Origin of the sequence: Janthinobacterium sp. LS2A, from assembly GCF_036543145.1 — a bacterium.
In the GTDB taxonomy this organism is placed as follows: Bacteria; Pseudomonadota; Gammaproteobacteria; order Burkholderiales; family Burkholderiaceae_D; genus Janthinobacterium; species Janthinobacterium aestuarii.
This window is the reverse complement of the sequence record NZ_JAZHPB010000005.1, coordinates 235,049-250,029: the sequence shown is the minus strand read 5'-3', so window position 1 is coordinate 250,029 and position 14,981 is coordinate 235,049. Positions and strand designations below refer to the sequence as shown.

General features: G+C 59.5%; 16 protein-coding genes and 1 tRNA gene. All 17 read left to right on the top strand.

What is annotated here, in order from left to right; genetic code table 11:
- The first annotated feature begins 10 nt into the window (after nucleotides 1-10).
- The 17 genes from V3C40_RS16460 (at nucleotide 11) to nuoL (ending at nucleotide 14,958) form a co-directional block, all read left to right on the top strand.
- Nucleotides 11-619 (top strand): tetratricopeptide repeat protein, encoded by a 609-nt coding sequence (locus V3C40_RS16460; protein WP_034750002.1) that lies wholly within the window; start codon nucleotides 11-13, stop codon nucleotides 617-619.
- Between the two features lie 71 nt (nucleotides 620-690).
- Nucleotides 691-1,671, top strand: coding sequence for an NAD(P)H-quinone oxidoreductase (locus V3C40_RS16455; protein ID WP_331777995.1), 981 nt, complete (start codon nucleotides 691-693; stop codon nucleotides 1,669-1,671).
- A 72-nt stretch (nucleotides 1,672-1,743) separates the two neighbouring features.
- Complete coding sequence (gene tpiA, locus V3C40_RS16450; RefSeq protein ID WP_331777994.1) at nucleotides 1,744-2,493, top strand: triose-phosphate isomerase; 750 nt, start codon at nucleotides 1,744-1,746, stop codon at nucleotides 2,491-2,493.
- A 28-nt stretch (nucleotides 2,494-2,521) separates the two neighbouring features.
- Entirely contained in the window at nucleotides 2,522-2,926 is a 405-nt protein-coding gene (gene secG, locus V3C40_RS16445; RefSeq protein ID WP_034749996.1) for a preprotein translocase subunit SecG, read from the top strand.
- 192 nt (nucleotides 2,927-3,118) lie between these two features.
- Nucleotides 3,119-3,203, top strand: a tRNA-Leu gene (locus tag V3C40_RS16440).
- A gap of 177 nt (nucleotides 3,204-3,380) precedes the next feature.
- Complete coding sequence (locus tag V3C40_RS16435; protein WP_010399734.1) at nucleotides 3,381-3,740, top strand: NADH-quinone oxidoreductase subunit A; 360 nt, start codon at nucleotides 3,381-3,383, stop codon at nucleotides 3,738-3,740.
- A 3-nt stretch (nucleotides 3,741-3,743) separates the two neighbouring features.
- Entirely contained in the window at nucleotides 3,744-4,220 is a 477-nt protein-coding gene (locus V3C40_RS16430) for a NuoB/complex I 20 kDa subunit family protein (protein WP_010399733.1), read from the top strand.
- A 17-nt stretch (nucleotides 4,221-4,237) separates the two neighbouring features.
- A complete protein-coding gene (locus V3C40_RS16425; RefSeq protein WP_034749994.1) occupies nucleotides 4,238-4,831 on the top strand; it encodes an NADH-quinone oxidoreductase subunit C in 594 nt (197 codons plus the stop codon).
- Nucleotides 4,831-6,084 carry an NADH-quinone oxidoreductase subunit D gene (locus tag V3C40_RS16420; protein WP_034749992.1) on the top strand — a complete coding sequence of 418 codons (1,254 nt, stop codon included), beginning with the start codon at nucleotides 4,831-4,833 and terminating at the stop codon, nucleotides 6,082-6,084. The genes V3C40_RS16425 and V3C40_RS16420 overlap by 1 nt, the downstream gene beginning before the upstream one ends.
- A gap of 12 nt (nucleotides 6,085-6,096) precedes the next feature.
- Nucleotides 6,097-6,576 (top strand): NADH-quinone oxidoreductase subunit NuoE, encoded by a 480-nt coding sequence (nuoE, locus tag V3C40_RS16415; protein ID WP_331777993.1) that lies wholly within the window; start codon nucleotides 6,097-6,099, stop codon nucleotides 6,574-6,576.
- The gene (gene nuoF / locus V3C40_RS16410) at nucleotides 6,573-7,868 is read left to right on the top strand and encodes an NADH-quinone oxidoreductase subunit NuoF (RefSeq protein ID WP_010399729.1); all 1,296 of its coding nucleotides are present in this window, start codon (nucleotides 6,573-6,575) and stop codon (nucleotides 7,866-7,868) included. Before nuoE ends, nuoF begins: the two co-directional genes overlap by 4 nt.
- Before the next feature lie 22 nt (nucleotides 7,869-7,890).
- A complete protein-coding gene (nuoG, locus tag V3C40_RS16405) occupies nucleotides 7,891-10,224 on the top strand; it encodes an NADH-quinone oxidoreductase subunit NuoG (RefSeq protein ID WP_331777992.1) in 2,334 nt (777 codons plus the stop codon).
- On the top strand, nucleotides 10,224-11,306 hold the full coding sequence (nuoH, locus tag V3C40_RS16400; protein WP_034749983.1) for an NADH-quinone oxidoreductase subunit NuoH: 1,083 nt from the start codon (nucleotides 10,224-10,226) through the stop codon (nucleotides 11,304-11,306). Before nuoG ends, nuoH begins: the two co-directional genes overlap by 1 nt.
- A gap of 14 nt (nucleotides 11,307-11,320) precedes the next feature.
- Nucleotides 11,321-11,809 carry an NADH-quinone oxidoreductase subunit NuoI gene (nuoI, locus tag V3C40_RS16395; RefSeq protein ID WP_010399726.1) on the top strand — a complete coding sequence of 163 codons (489 nt, stop codon included), beginning with the start codon at nucleotides 11,321-11,323 and terminating at the stop codon, nucleotides 11,807-11,809.
- 65 nt (nucleotides 11,810-11,874) lie between these two features.
- The gene (locus tag V3C40_RS16390) at nucleotides 11,875-12,507 is read left to right on the top strand and encodes an NADH-quinone oxidoreductase subunit J (RefSeq protein WP_034749981.1); all 633 of its coding nucleotides are present in this window, start codon (nucleotides 11,875-11,877) and stop codon (nucleotides 12,505-12,507) included.
- Complete coding sequence (gene nuoK / locus V3C40_RS16385; RefSeq protein WP_010399724.1) at nucleotides 12,504-12,812, top strand: NADH-quinone oxidoreductase subunit NuoK; 309 nt, start codon at nucleotides 12,504-12,506, stop codon at nucleotides 12,810-12,812. Before V3C40_RS16390 ends, nuoK begins: the two co-directional genes overlap by 4 nt.
- Before the next feature lie 46 nt (nucleotides 12,813-12,858).
- Nucleotides 12,859-14,958, top strand: coding sequence for an NADH-quinone oxidoreductase subunit L (gene nuoL, locus V3C40_RS16380; RefSeq protein WP_034749978.1), 2,100 nt, complete (start codon nucleotides 12,859-12,861; stop codon nucleotides 14,956-14,958).
- The last annotated feature ends 23 nt before the right edge of the window (nucleotides 14,959-14,981 follow it).

Sequence of the window (14,981 nt, the reverse complement as noted above, 5' to 3'; positions counted from 1 at the left end):
TCCCATTCCGATGAAAAAACTGATCATTACATTACTCATGCTGTTGGCGATACAGCTACCTGCGCGGGCTGGCTTCGTCGAAGGCGCCAGTGCCTACAACAACAAGAATTACGCGCTGGCCTACAAGGAAATCCTGCCACTGGCCAAGACCGGCAATGCCGATGCCCAGCATTTGCTGGGCTTGATGTATTACATGGGCCGCGGCTTGCCGCAGGATTACAAGCAAGCCATGTTCTGGCACCGCAAGGCGGCCGACCAGGGCAAGGCCGACGCCCAGTATGTGGTGGGCGCCATGTATTACACGGGCAACGCCGTGCTGCAGGACCACAAGCAGGCCGTGAGCTGGTTCCGCAAGGCGGCCGAGCAGAACCACGCCGAGGCGCAGCAGGTGCTGGGCCTGATGTACCGCTACCACATGGGCGGCGTGCAGCAGGACAACGTCATCGCCTACATGCTGTGGAACCTGGCGGCGGCGAACGGCAACGCGAATGCGGCCGATCAGCGCGCCGCCGTGGTGCGCAAGATGACGCATGAGCAAGTCGAGGAAGGACAGGCCCTGTCGGCGAAATGGAAGCCGGGCACGCCGCTGCCGCGCCAGTCGAAGACGGGCGGCGCATAGGGAAGGGGGCATGCCTGCAAGGGTGAACGGCTTGGCGTACAATCGCCGTTTTCCCTTGAAAGAGTCCCGCCATGCGTGCAGTTGCCATCAGCCAGCCAGGTCCCGCCGACGTTTTGCAGATCGTCGAGTGTCCCGTCCCCGCCTTCAAAGCCGGCGAACTGCTGATCAAGGTGCACGCGGCCGGCATCAACCGTCCCGACGTGCTGCAGCGTCTGGGCAAGTACGCGCCGCCAGCCGGTGCGTCCGATTTGCCTGGCCTGGAAGTGGCCGGTGAAGTCGTCGATGGCGATTTCAGCAATACCGCATTCAAGAAGGGCGACCTCGTCTGCGCGCTGGTGCAGGGCGGCGGCTATGCCGAATATTGCGCCGCGCCCGCCGGCCAGTGCCTGCCCTTGCCGCAAGGTTTGACGGCGCTGGAAGGCGCATCCCTGCCGGAAAACTTCTTTACCGTCTGGAGCAATGTCTTCGACCGCTGCGCGCTGGCCGACGGCGAAACCTTGCTGGTGCAGGGCGGCACGTCCGGCATCGGCGTGACGGCCATTCAATTGGCGGCCGCCCTGGGTCACCGCGTGTTCGCCACGGCCGGCAGCGACGAGAAGGCGCGCGCCTGCGAAGCGCTGGGCGCCGAGCGGGGCATTAACTACCGGACGGAAGATTTCGCCGCCGTCGTCAAGGAGCTGACTGGTGGCAAGGGCGTCGACGTCATCCTCGACATGGTCGGCGGCGACTACCTGCCGCGCGAAATCGATTGCCTGGCCGACGATGGCCGCGTCGGCCTGATCGCCGTGCAGGGCGGCACCAGGGCGGAACTGGACCTGGGCGCCTTGCTGCGCCGTCGCCTGACGGTGACGGGCTCCACCTTGCGTCCCCGTTCCGTCGCCTTCAAGGCGGCCATCGCGAATCACCTGCGCACGACCGTCTGGCCGCTGATCGAGGCGGGCAAGATCAAGCCTGTGATCTATAAAACTTTCCCGTTGGAAAAAGCGAACGAGGCGCATGCTTTGATGGAAGCGAGCACGCACGTGGGCAAGATCATGTTGCAAGTTGTTTGAAACGGGGCACTGCCTGTTTGACCGGCATCGGTGCCGGAGTTAGAATGACGGGTTATTAGAATTTAGGCTACTATGCGTCGCAAACTCGTCGTCGGAAATTGGAAAATGAACGGCAGTCGCACCTCGAACGCGGTGTTATTGTCTGAAATAGTTGCTGGCCTGGCTGCCTCTGGCGCCGCCAGCGCCGTCTGTGTGCCTGCGCCGTATCTGGCGCAGTGCCAGGCGCAATTGGCAGGCACGGCTCTCGGCTGGGGTGCACAGGATGTGTCCGCGCATGCCAGTGGCGCCTACACGGGAGAAATCTCGACCGCCATGCTGCAGGATTTCGGATGCGGCTATGTGGTGATCGGGCATTCCGAGCGCCGCGCCTACCATGGCGAGAGCGATGCGCAGGTGGCGGCCAAGACGGTTGCGGCGCTGGCGGCGGGCATCACGCCTATCGTCTGCATCGGCGAAACCCTGGCGCAGCGCGAAGCGGGCCAGACCGATACGGTCGTGGCGCAGCAGCTGGGTGCCGTGCTGGCGGCGATTTCCGCCGACGACGTGGCGAAACTGGTGCTGGCCTATGAGCCGGTCTGGGCCATCGGCACGGGCAAGACAGCCACGCCGCAAATGGCGCAGGACGTGCATCAGGTATTGCGCGGCCAGCTGGCGGCAAAGAATGCGGTAGCAGCGACCGGCGTGCAGATCCTGTACGGCGGCAGCATGAAGCCGGAGAACGCAAAAGAATTGATGGCGATGCCGGATATCGATGGCGGTCTGATCGGTGGGGCAGCATTGAAGGCGGCGGATTTCCTGGCAATTATTCACGCCGCTGATTGAATTAATTTAAACTAAGAATGGAATTGCAATGAACATGATGTTCAATCTGGTAGTAGTAGTACAGGTTATTTCGGCATTGTCGATTATCGCGCTGGTGTTGTTGCAGCACGGTAAGGGCGCCGACATGGGCGCCGCCTTCGGTTCGGGCGCCTCGGGCAGCCTGTTCGGTGCGACGGGTTCGTCGAACTTCATGTCGAAATCGACGGGCGTCGCCGCCGCGATCTTCTTCGGCGCCACCCTGGCCCTGTCGCTGATGGCCAATCAGCGCGCCACGACGGTCGGCGGCGGGGTGATGGATAAAGTCGTCAAGCCAGTGCCGGTCACCGGCGCGGGCGCGATCCCGACGACGGTGCCTGCTGCAGCTCCGGCTGCCAGCGCTCCAGCGGCGGCGGCACCGGTTGCCAGCACCCCGGCAGGCGCGATTCCAAAGTAATTTTTGTATGAGCTCGATACCTCATCGAGAGTAATTCTCATTACGGGCAGATTATTGCTCAATGTTTCAGCAGCGCGGCAGGAAAAAATCGTGACGCGCTGGAAGATGTAAAAATTTATCGTTTTTATCTGTGTTTTGATGCATTTGTGCATTAACTTTAGCGCCAAAGCAGAGTAGAATACGGGCCTTACCGCCGACGTGGTGAAATTGGTAGACACGCTATCTTGAGGGGGTAGTGGCGAAAGCTGTACGAGTTCGAGTCTCGTCGTCGGCACCAGAAATCAGAAGCCAGCAACGGCGCACGAGCCATGGCTCGTACAAAGTTGCTGGCTTTTTTTACGAGGATGTGTCGTTCGATCCTGGTCTTAGCTTTGATTGGGGTCGTGCGTTAGATACGCTGCAAATGATCGCAGCGTCCTCATTTAACCGATCGTTCAATATAAGCTCATCAATCGTGAACCTCGAAAATTACTTCCCCGTCCTGCTGTTTATTATTATCGGCCTTGGTGTCGGTATCGCTCCCCAGCTCCTGGGGCGCCTGTTAGGTCCTAACAAGCCTGACGCAGCAAAACTCTCCCCGTACGAATGTGGCTTTGAAGCATTCGAAGACGCGCGCATGAAATTTGATGTGCGCTACTATCTGGTCGCAATCCTGTTTATTTTGTTCGATCTGGAAACGGCATTCTTTTTCCCATGGGGCGTTGCAATGCGCGACCTGGGCTGGGCCGGTTTCGTCACGATGATGGTGTTCATCGCTGAATTCGTGGTCGGATTTTGGTACATTTGGAAGAAAGGTGCCCTTGACTGGGAATAAGCCATGGCTATTGAAGGCGTATTAAGCGAAGGTTTCATCACCACCTCGGCCGACAAGCTGATCAACTGGGCGCGCACCGGGTCTATGTTCCCGATGACGTTCGGTCTGGCCTGCTGTGCGGTCGAAATGATGCATGTGGGCGCAGCCCGCTACGATATGGACCGTTTCGGCGTCGTGTTTCGTCCGTCGCCGCGTCAGTCCGACGTCATGATCGTTGCCGGCACCCTGTGCAACAAGATGGCGCCGGCCCTGCGCAAGGTCTACGACCAGATGGCAGAGCCACGCTGGGTCATCTCGATGGGTTCCTGCGCCAATGGTGGCGGGTACTACCATTACTCCTATTCCGTGGTGCGCGGTTGCGACCGCATCGTGCCCGTCGACGTGTATGTGCCTGGCTGTCCTCCGACCGCTGAAGCCTTGCTGTACGGCATCATGCAGTTGCAGAACAAGATCAAGCGTACCAGCACGATCGCACGCTAACGGGGCCGCTTCAGATTATGACAACACATTTAGAAGTATTGCAAAACGCCCTCGGCACTGCCCTGGGCGATCGCGTTAGCACGACGGTCGCGCTGGGCGAAGTCACCCTGGTCGTCAAGGCCGAGGATTACCTGGCCGTAATGCAGACCCTGCGCGACGATCCGGCCCTGCATTTCGAGCAGCTGCTCGACCTGTGCGGCGTCGACTACTCGACCTATGGCGACGGTAGCTGGGATGGCCTGCGTTTCGCGGCCGTCTCGCACTTGCTGTCGGTCAAGCACAACTGGCGCGTGCGCGTGCGCGTGTTCGCGCCGGACGACGACATGCCGCTGCTGCCCTCCGTGGTGAACATCTGGCGTGCCGTCAACTGGTACGAGCGCGAAGCGTTCGACCTGCTGGGCATCCTCTTCGAAGGCCACAACGACTTGCGCCGCCTGCTGACCGACTACGGTTTCATCGGTCATCCGTTCCGCAAGGATTTCCCCGTCTCCGGCTATGTCGAGATGCGTTACGATCCGGAACAAAAGCGCGTGATTTACCAGCCCGTGACGATCGAGCCGCGGGAAAACGTGCCGCGCGTGATCCGCGAAGAACATTACGGGATGAAATAATGGCTGAGATTAAGAACTACACCCTGAACTTTGGGCCACAGCATCCGGCCGCGCACGGTGTGCTGCGCCTGGTGCTGGAGATGGATGGCGAAGTCATCCAGCGCGCCGACCCGCATATCGGCCTGCTGCACCGCGCCACCGAAAAGCTGGCCGAACAGAAGACCTATCTGCAATCCGTGCCGTACATGGACCGTCTCGACTATGTGTCGATGATGTGCAATGAACACGCGTACGTGATGGCCATCGAAAAGATGCTGGGCCTGGAAGTGCCGCTGCGCGCGCAATACATCCGCGTCATGTTCGACGAGATGACGCGTATCCTGAATCACCTGATGTGGCTCGGTACCCACGCGCTGGACGTTGGCGCCATGGGCCCGTTCCTGTATTGCTTCCGCGACCGCGAAGACTTGTTCGACGCCTACGAGGCAGTGTCGGGCGCGCGCATGCACGCGGCCTACTACCGTCCGGGCGGCGTGTACCGCGACCTGCCGGACGCGATGCCGCAGCACAAGGCCTCGATCATCCGCAACGCCAAGGCGATCGGCAAGCTGAACGAAAACCGCCAGGGTTCCCTGCTGGACTTCATCGAAGACTTCGCGCGCCGCTTCCCGAACTCGGTGGACGAGTACGAAACCCTGCTGACCGACAACCGTATCTGGAAACAGCGTACCGTCGGCATCGGCGTGGTCTCGCCGGAAGATGCGCTGGCCATGGGCTTTACGGGCGCCATGCTGCGCGGCTCGGGCGTGCAATGGGACTTGCGCAAGAAACAGCCGTACGAAGTGTACGACCTGATGGATTTCGACATTCCTATCGGTACCAACGGCGATTGCTACGACCGCTACCTGGTCCGCGTGGAAGAGCTGCGCCAGTCGAACCGCATCATCAAGCAATGCGTGGAGTGGCTGCGCAACAATGAAGGTCCTGTCATGACCAGCAACCGCAAGGTGGCGCCTCCGGGCCGCGTCGACATGAAGACCAACATGGAATCCTTGATTCACCACTTCAAGCTGTTTACGGAAGGTTTCCACGTGCCGCCAGGCGAAGCCTACAGCGCCGTGGAACATCCGAAGGGCGAGTTCGGCGTATACCTGGTGTCCGATGGCGCCAACAAGCCGTACCGCATGAAACTGCGCGCGCCAGACTACGCTCACTTGCAGTCGCTCGACGAAATGGCGCGTGGGCACATGCTTGCCGACGCCGTGACCATCATCGGGACGCAAGACATCGTGTTCGGCAGTATTGACCGCTAAGAGGCAAAAAGTATGTTGTTATCAGAGCAATGCTATAAGAAAATTGACCGCGAGCTGGCCAAGTATCCGGCCGACCAGCGTCAGTCGGCCGTCATGGCCGCGCTGGCCCATGCCCAGGATGAAATGGGCTGGCTGGCGCCGGAAACCATGAAGGAACTGGCCGATTACATCGGCATGCCGGCGATTGCCGTGCAGGAAGTGGCCACGTTCTACAATATGTACAACGTGAAACCCGTGGGCAAGCACAAGATCACCGTGTGCACCAACCTGCCATGCGCCCTGTCGGGCGGCGTGCGCGCTGCAGAGTACCTGAAGCAGAAACTGGGTATCGATTTCCGCGAAACCACCGCAGACGGCCAGTTCACCCTGGTTGAAGGCGAGTGCATGGGTGCTTGCGGCGATGCGCCTGTCTTGCTGGTCAGTAATAAAACCATGTGCAGCTGGATGTCGAACGAGAAGATCGACGCCATGCTGGAGGAACTCAAGAAATGACGTCACTCCACAACCGCCATATCGATCCATTGATCCTGAAGGATCTGGATGGCAAGAACTGGCATTTGCAAGATTATGTGAACCGCGGCGGCTATTCGGCCCTGCGGCGTATCCTGGAAGAGAAAATCACGCCGGAACAGATCATCGCCGACCTCAAGGCGTCGTCCTTGCGCGGCCGTGGCGGCGCGGGTTTCCCTACCGGCTTGAAGTGGAGCTTCATGCCGCGCCAGTTCCCGGGCCAGAAATACCTCGTCTGTAATACAGATGAAGGCGAACCGGGCACTTTCAAGGACCGCGACATCATTCGTTACAATCCCCATGCGCTGATCGAAGGCATGGCCATTGGCGCTTATGCGATGGGCATCACCGTGGGCTACAACTATATCCACGGCGAGATCTTCCAGGAATACCTGCGTTTCGAAGAAGCGCTGGAAGAGGCGCGCGCCGCCGGCTTCCTGGGCGACAAGATTATGGGCAGCGAGTTCTCGTTCCAGTTGCATGCGCACCATGGTTATGGCGCCTACATCTGCGGCGAAGAAACGGCCCTGCTGGAGTCCTTGGAAGGCAAGAAAGGCCAGCCGCGCTTCAAGCCGCCTTTCCCTGCCTCGTTTGGCCTGTACGGCAAGCCGACGACGATCAACAACACGGAAACCTTCGCGGCCGTGCCATTCGTGCTGAATATCGGTCCAGAGAAATACCTGGCGATGGGCAAGCCGAACAACGGCGGTTCGAAGATCTTCTCGATCTCGGGCGACGTGGAAAAACCGGGCAACTATGAAGTGCCGCTCGGCACCCCGTTTGCGACCCTGCTGGAACTGGCAGGCGGCATGCGCGGTGGCAAAAAGATCAAGGCCGTAATCCCTGGCGGTTCGTCCGCTCCGGTGATCCGCGGCGACATCATGATGCAGACCGACCTGGACTACGACTCGATCGCGAAAGCCGGTTCGATGCTCGGTTCGGGCGCCGTCATCGTGATGGACGAAACACGCTGCATGGTAAAGGCGCTGGAACGCCTGTCCTACTTCTACTTTGAAGAATCGTGCGGCCAGTGTACGCCTTGCCGTGAAGGCACAGGCTGGATGTACCGCATGGTGCACCGCATCGAGCAGGGGCAGGGTCGTCCAGACGACCTGGACATGCTCAACTCGATCGCCGACAACATCCAGGGCCGCACGATTTGCGCGCTGGGCGATGCGGCTGCCATGCCGGTACGGGCCTTCATTAAGAATTTCCGTGAAGAATTTGAATATCATATCGAGCACAAGCATTGCTTAGTGCCCGCATATATCTAAGCTGCGTCAGGTAACGATCACCATGGTTGAAATCGAAATAGACGGCAAAAAAGTCGAAGTCCCTGCTGGTAGCATGGTGATGGACGCCGCCAACAAATTGGGAACCTACATTCCGCACTTCTGCTATCACAAGAAATTGTCGATCGCAGCGAACTGCCGCATGTGCCTGGTCGAAGTGGAAAAGGCCCCCAAGCCTTTGCCCGCTTGTGCGACCCCGGTCAGTGCCGGCATGATCGTGCGCTCCGCCAGCGATAAAGCTGTGCAGGCGCAAAAGTCGGTCATGGAATTCTTGCTGATTAACCACCCGCTCGATTGCCCTATCTGCGATCAGGGCGGCGAATGCCAGTTGCAAGACTTGGCAGTGGGCTACGGCAAGAGCGAATCGCGCTACAAGGAAGACAAGCGCGTCGTCACGCCGAAGGAAGCCGGTCCGCTGGTTTCCATGCAAGAGATGTCGCGCTGCATCCAGTGCACCCGTTGCGTACGCTTTGGCCAGGAAGTGGCCGGCGTGATGGAGCTGGGCATGATCGGCCGCGGCGAACACTCGGAAATCGTGTCGTTTGTCGGCCAGTCGGTCGACTCCGAACTGTCGGGCAACATGATCGACCTGTGCCCGGTTGGCGCACTGACCTCGAAGCCGTTCCGCTACAGCGCCCGTACGTGGGAACTGTCGCGCCGCAAATCGGTCAGCCCGCATGACGGCCTCGGTTCGAACCTGATCGTGCAAGTGAAAGCTGGCAAGGTCAAGCGTGTACTGCCGCTGGAAAACGAAGCCGTCAACGAGTGCTGGATCTCGGACAAGGACCGTTTCTCGTACGAAGCGCTGGACAGCGCCGAACGCCTGACGACCCCGATGCTGAAACAAGGCAACGAGTGGAAAGAAGTCGATTGGCAAACCGCGCTGGAATACGTGGCGCACGGTTTGAAAAACATCAAGCACGAACATGGCGCCGACGCCATCGCCGCGCTGGCAACGCCGCATTCGACCGTCGAAGAGCTGGTCCTGCTGCAAAAAGTGGCCAACGGTCTCGGTTCCGAGAACGTCGACTTCCGCCTGCGCCAGACCGACTTCGCGCTGGACGCCGGCGTCAAGCCATGGCTGGGCATGCCGATCAACGAATTTGGCCAGATCAAGCGTGCCTTCGTCATCGGCTCGTTCCTGCGCAAGGATCACCCATTGCTGGCCACGCGTTTGCGCGCGTCCGTCAAGGGCGGCGCCAAGCTGTCGATTCTGCACGCCTCCGACGATGATCAACTGATCACCATCGCCAATAAGATGATCGTCGCACCAAGCGATTGGCTGGCGGCCTTGTCGGAAGTGGTTGTCGCTGTTGCCAAAGCCAAAGAGATCGCCGCGCCAGCCGGTTTCGAAGCGGTCGCCGCTTCGGACGTGGCAACGGCCATCGCCGCCAGCCTGATGGCTGGCGACCATGGCGCCGTGCTGCTGGGTAACGCGGCAACGCAACACCCGCAAGCGTCGCAACTGCATGCTGCCGCGCAATGGATCGCCGAACAGACGGGCGCCAAGCTCGGTTACCTGACGGAAGCGGCCAACACGGTTGGCGCGCACCTGGTCGCCAAGCCGCGCGCCAATGTGCAAGCTGCGTTTGCCGTACCGAAGAAAGCCTACGTGCTGTTGCACGCCGAGCCGGAACTCGATGCCGCCAATCCACAAGCGGCCCGCGCCGCCCTGGATGGCGCCGACATGGTCGTGGCCATGTCCGCCTTCAAGCACGGCATGGATTACGCCGACGTTTTGCTGCCGATCGCTCCGTTCGCTGAAACCTCGGGCACCTTCGTCAATTGCGAAGGCCGCGCGCAAAGCTTCAACGGTACCGTGAAACCGCTGGCGGAAACCCGTCCAGCCTGGAAAGTGCTGCGCGTCCTGGGCAACATCCTGGGCCTGGCCGGTTTCGACTACGACACTTCCGAAGCGATCCGCGACGAAGCGTTTGGTGCCGGCGTGACCGATCTGTCGGCACAGCTGAACAATATCGCCAAGAACGCACCGGAAGCGGCAACGTACGCACCGGCTTCGCCAGCGCTGCAACGCATCGCCGACGTGCCGATCTACTTCGCCGACGCGCTGGTACGCCGCTCCGAACCGTTGCAACGCACGGTCGATGGCGCCACGCCGCAAGCACACCTGTCCGCCGAACTGGCTGGCAAGCTGGGCATCAAGGCGGGCGACAAGGTCAAAGTGGCGCAAGGCTCCGGCAGCGCCATCCTGGTGGCGGCAATTCACGCCGGCCTGCCAGCCAATGTGGTCAAGGTGTCGGCGGCGCATGCCTCGACGGCTGGCCTGGGCGGCATGTTCGGTGACATCACAGTTGAAACAGCAGAGGGGAAAATCTGATGGCTCTGCCTGAATTTGTAAACGTCATCAACAGCAGTGGCCAGGATTTGCTGGGCGGCTCTTGGCCGTTCTTCTGGACCCTGATCAAGATCCTATGCGTGCTGTTGCCGCTGATGGGCCTGGTTGCCTACCTGACCTTGTGGGAACGCAAGCTGATCGGCTGGATCCAGATCCGCGTCGGCCCGAACCGCGTGGGTCCGCTGGGCTTGCTGCAGCCGATCGCCGATGCGCTGAAACTCTTGTTCAAAGAGATCATCATCCCGTCCAAGGCCGCCAAGGGCCTGTTCGTGATCGGTCCGATCATGACCATCATGCCGGCCCTGGCCGCATGGTCGGTCGTGCCGTTCGGTCCGCAAGCCGTGCTGGCCAACGTCAACGCGGGTTTGCTGATGCTGCTGGCGATTACCTCGATGGAAGTCTACGGCATCATCATCGCCGGCTGGGCCTCGAACTCGAAGTACTCGTTCATGGGCGCCATGCGTGCTTCGGCTCAGATGATTTCGTATGAAATCCCGATGGGCTTCGTGATGGTCATCGTGCTGATGGTCTCGGGCAGCCTGAACTTCATCGACATCGTTGGCGGCCAGCAAATCGGCTACTTCGCCGACAAGGGCGTGAACTTCCTGTCGTGGAACTGGCTGCCGCTGCTGCCGATGTTCGTCATCTACATGGTATCGGGCTTGGCTGAAGCCAACCGTCACCCGTTCGACGTCGTCGAAGGCGAGTCGGAAATCGTTGCCGGCCACATGGTCGAGTACTCGGGCATGGCCTACGCCATGTTCATGCTGGCCGAATACGCCAACATGATCCTGATCGGCGCGCTGACTTCGCTCATGTTCCTCGGTGGCTGGTCCGCACCATTTGCCTTCCTCGAGTTCTGGGGTGGTTTCGGCGGCTTCTTCTGGCTGTTCGCCAAGACCTTCTTCATCGTGTCGGTGTTCATCTGGGTGCGCGGTACTTTCCCACGCTACCGTTATGACCAGATCATGCGCCTCGGCTGGAAAGTGTTTATCCCGTTGACGCTGGTCTACCTGGTCTTCGTCGCTGCCTGGATGCAGACATCCTGGAATATTTGGAAGTAAGAGAGTGCATACGAATGGATAAGGTAAAAGATTTCTTCAGCAGCCTCTTGTTAGGCGAGCTGATCAAGGGCATGGCGCTGACAGGCAAGTACATGTTTTCGCGCAAGATCACGGTGCAATTCCCGGAAGAGAAGACACCGATCTCGCCGCGTTTCCGTGGCTTGCACGCGCTGCGCCGCTACCCGAACGGCGAGGAACGTTGCATCGCCTGCAAACTGTGCGAAGCGGTTTGCCCGGCGATGGCCATCACGATCGAATCGGAACAGCGTGACGACGGTTCGCGCCGCACCACGCGTTACGATATTGATTTGACCAAGTGCATCTTCTGCGGTTTCTGCGAAGAGTCCTGCCCGGTCGATTCGATCGTCGAGACGCAAATCCTGGAATACCACGGCGAGAAACGCGGGGATTTGTATTACACGAAAGAGATGTTGCTGGCCGTGGGTGATCGTTATGAAAATGACATCGCCGCTGCGCGCGCCGCCGACGCACCTTATCGCTGATGGATGCGCCGTAGCCACTGGCTGCGGCGCGCCCCTCGTTCATCTGTACGTCTATTGGGTTTTTTATGGACTTTAAAACAATTTTGTTTTACGCCTTCGCGCTGATCTTGATTCTGGCAGCGACGCGCGTCATCACGGCCCGTAATCCGGTCCACGCAGTACTGTTCCTGGTACTGTCCTTCTTTTCCGCAGCGGGCATCTGGATGCTGCTGCAAGCTGAATTCCTGGCCATCGTGCTGGTATTGGTGTACGTCGGCGCCGTGATGGTGCTGTTCCTCTTCGTGGTCATGATGCTCGATATCAATATCGACCGCATGCGCGAAGGCTTCTGGGGCTACCTGCCTTTGTCGGTGACGGTGGGCGTGATCATCGTGCTGGAAATGGCCGCTGTCCTGTGGCACGGTTTCCGTAACTTTGCGCCTAGCATCGCGCCGGTCAACGTCAACCTGGGTGGCACCAAGGAACTGGGCCTGCTGATCTACACGGAATATGTGTTCGCCTTCGAGATCGCCGCCGTCGTGCTGCTGGTGGCCATCGTTGCCGCCGTCGCGCTGACCCTGCGCAAACGCAAGGACACCAAGCACTTTGCTCCGGGCGATGCCGTGCGCGTCAAGCGCAACGACCGCCTGAAGATCATCAAGATGGACGCGGTTGTCGAGCGTCCTGCGGCTGAGCCGGAAGTTAAGGAGGCACCATGACATTATCGCTCACACATTTTCTGGTCCTGGGCGCGATCCTGTTCGCAATCTCGATCGTCGGTATTTTCCTGAACCGCAAGAACATCATCGTATTGCTGATGGCAATCGAATTGATGCTGCTGGCGGTGAATATGAATTTCATCGCGTTCTCCCATTTCATGGGCGACGCGGCCGGTCAGATCTTCGTTTTCTTCATCCTGACGGTTGCCGCCGCTGAGTCGGCTATCGGTCTGGCTATTCTGGTGGTGATGTTCCGTAATCTGGATACCATCAACGTCGAAGACCTGGACAGCCTCAAAGGCTGATGTTTTTCAGACTCGATCTCTCGAATAATAACGATTAAGGTTCATCATGGCGGGGCAACTCCTCAACCCTAACCTCCTTCTTGCCGTACCGCTGGCGCCGCTGGCCGGTGCCGCGATTGCAGGCTTGCTTGGCACCCAGTTCCTGGGTAATTTGGTCGGACGCAAGACGTCGCATACCGCGACGATCCTGGGCGTACTGATTGCGTTCATCCTGTCCGTGCAGACACTGCTGGCAGTGATGGATGGCGCGACATTCAATGGCACGATCTATAACTGGATGACGATCGGCACCCTGAAGATGGAAGTGGGCTTCCAGATCGATTCGCTGTCGGCGATGATGATGTGCGTGGTCACCTTCGTCTCCCTGATGGTGCACATCTACACGATCGGCTACATGAAGGACGACGAAGGCTACAACCGCTTCTTCGCCTACATCTCGCTGTTCACGTTCTCGATGCTGATGCTGGTCATGGCCAACAACTTCCTGCAACTGTTCTTCGGTTGGGAAGCCGTGGGCCTGGTCTCTTACCTGCTGATCGGTTTCTGGTACCAGCGTCCGACGGCCATCGTGGCCAACATGAAGGCTTTCCTCGTCAACCGCGTGGGCGACTTCGGCTTCATCCTCGGTATCGGCCTGCTGCTGGCTTACGCCGGCACCATGAACTACCAGGAAGTGTTCGCCAAGAAAGACGAACTGGCGCTGTTGAGCTTGCCCGGTACCGACTGGGCCCTGCTGACCGTAGCCTGCATCTGCCTGTTCATCGGCGCGATGGGTAAATCGGCGCAGTTCCCGCTGCACGTGTGGCTGCCTGATTCGATGGAAGGTCCTACCCCGATCTCGGCACTGATCCACGCCGCGACGATGGTGACGGCCGGTATCTTCATGGTTTCGCGCATGTCGCCGCTGTTCGAACTGTCCGACACGGCACTGTCCTTCATCCTCGTGATCGGCTCCATCACGGCGCTGTTCATGGGCTTCCTGGGCATCATCCAGAACGACATCAAACGCGTCGTTGCTTACTCGACCCTGTCGCAGCTCGGCTACATGACCGTGGCGCTCGGTTCGTCCGCGTACTCGGTGGCCGTGTTCCACCTGATGACGCACGCATTCTTCAAGGCACTGCTGTTCCTGGGCGCCGGTTCCGTCATCATCGGCATGCACCACGATCAGGACATCCGCAACATGGGCGGCCTGCGCAAGTACATGCCGATCACGTGGATCACGTCATTGGTCGGTTCGCTGGCCCTGATCGGCACGCCGCTGTTCTCCGGTTTCTACTCGAAAGACAGCATCATCGAAGCCGTCGAAGCGACGCACATCTGGGGCGCTGGCTTTGCCCAGTTCGCCGTGCTGGCTGGCGTGTTCGTCACCGCCTTCTACTCGTTCCGCATGTATTTCCTCGTCTTCCACGGCAAGGAACGTTTTGGCCAGGCGCATGCGCACGGTCACGACGACCATCACGCACCGAAAGCGGCCCATGGCGCGCACGGCGATGCACATGACGATCATCACGAGGAAGAGGAAGACGACCACGCGCACCACGGTCTGGAACCTGGCCAGAAGCCGCACGAGTCCCCATTCGTCGTCTGGTTCCCTCTGGTGATGCTGGCGATCCCGTCGCTGATCATCGGTTACCTGACGATCGGCCCGATGCTGCATGGCGATTTCTTCAAGGGCGTGATCTTCGTCGGCGAAAACCATCCAGCAATGGAAGAGTTGTCGCATGAATTCCACGGCGCAATGGCGATGGCGATCCACGGCCTGTCGACGGCACCGTTCTGGCTGGCATTGTCCGGCGTGGTGGCAGCCTACTACTGCTACATGGTCAACCCGCGTGTACCGGCCTGGTTCTTTGCCAAGTTCCACGCGATCCACACTCTGCTGGACAACAAGTACTACATGGACAAGTTCAATGAAGTCGTGTTCGCCGGCGGTGCCCGCTTGCTGGGTAATGGCCTGTGGAACTTCGGTGACAAGAAGCTGATCGATGGCCTGCTGGTCAACGGTAGCGCCAAGGTCGTCGCCTGGCTGTCCTCGCTGTCGCGAGTGTTGCAGACCGGCTACATCTATCACTATGCATTCGTGATGATCCTGGGCGTGCTGGGCTTCCTGATCTATTTCCTGCCATTCTGGCCCGCTAAGTAAGCTGACCTGATAAAAGAATACTG

Bases quoted from the DNA above. Each gene is read 5' to 3' on its own strand.
- V3C40_RS16460 (WP_034750002.1), top strand. From the start codon at position 11: ATGAAAAAACTGATCATTACATTACTCATGCTGTTGGCGATACAGCTA.
- V3C40_RS16455 (WP_331777995.1), top strand. From the start codon at position 691: ATGCGTGCAGTTGCCATCAGCCAGCCAGGTCCCGCCGACGTTTTGCAG.
- tpiA (WP_331777994.1), top strand. From the start codon at position 1,744: ATGCGTCGCAAACTCGTCGTCGGAAATTGGAAAATGAACGGCAGTCGC.
- secG (WP_034749996.1), top strand. From the start codon at position 2,522: ATGAACATGATGTTCAATCTGGTAGTAGTAGTACAGGTTATTTCGGCA.
- V3C40_RS16430 (WP_010399733.1), top strand. From the start codon at position 3,744: ATGGCTATTGAAGGCGTATTAAGCGAAGGTTTCATCACCACCTCGGCC.
- V3C40_RS16425 (WP_034749994.1), top strand. From the start codon at position 4,238: ATGACAACACATTTAGAAGTATTGCAAAACGCCCTCGGCACTGCCCTG.
- V3C40_RS16420 (WP_034749992.1), top strand. From the start codon at position 4,831: ATGGCTGAGATTAAGAACTACACCCTGAACTTTGGGCCACAGCATCCG.
- nuoE (WP_331777993.1), top strand. From the start codon at position 6,097: ATGTTGTTATCAGAGCAATGCTATAAGAAAATTGACCGCGAGCTGGCC.
- nuoF (WP_010399729.1), top strand. From the start codon at position 6,573: ATGACGTCACTCCACAACCGCCATATCGATCCATTGATCCTGAAGGAT.
- nuoG (WP_331777992.1), top strand. From the start codon at position 7,891: ATGGTTGAAATCGAAATAGACGGCAAAAAAGTCGAAGTCCCTGCTGGT.
- nuoH (WP_034749983.1), top strand. From the start codon at position 10,224: ATGGCTCTGCCTGAATTTGTAAACGTCATCAACAGCAGTGGCCAGGAT.
- nuoI (WP_010399726.1), top strand. From the start codon at position 11,321: ATGGATAAGGTAAAAGATTTCTTCAGCAGCCTCTTGTTAGGCGAGCTG.
- V3C40_RS16390 (WP_034749981.1), top strand. From the start codon at position 11,875: ATGGACTTTAAAACAATTTTGTTTTACGCCTTCGCGCTGATCTTGATT.
- nuoK (WP_010399724.1), top strand. From the start codon at position 12,504: ATGACATTATCGCTCACACATTTTCTGGTCCTGGGCGCGATCCTGTTC.
- nuoL (WP_034749978.1), top strand. From the start codon at position 12,859: ATGGCGGGGCAACTCCTCAACCCTAACCTCCTTCTTGCCGTACCGCTG.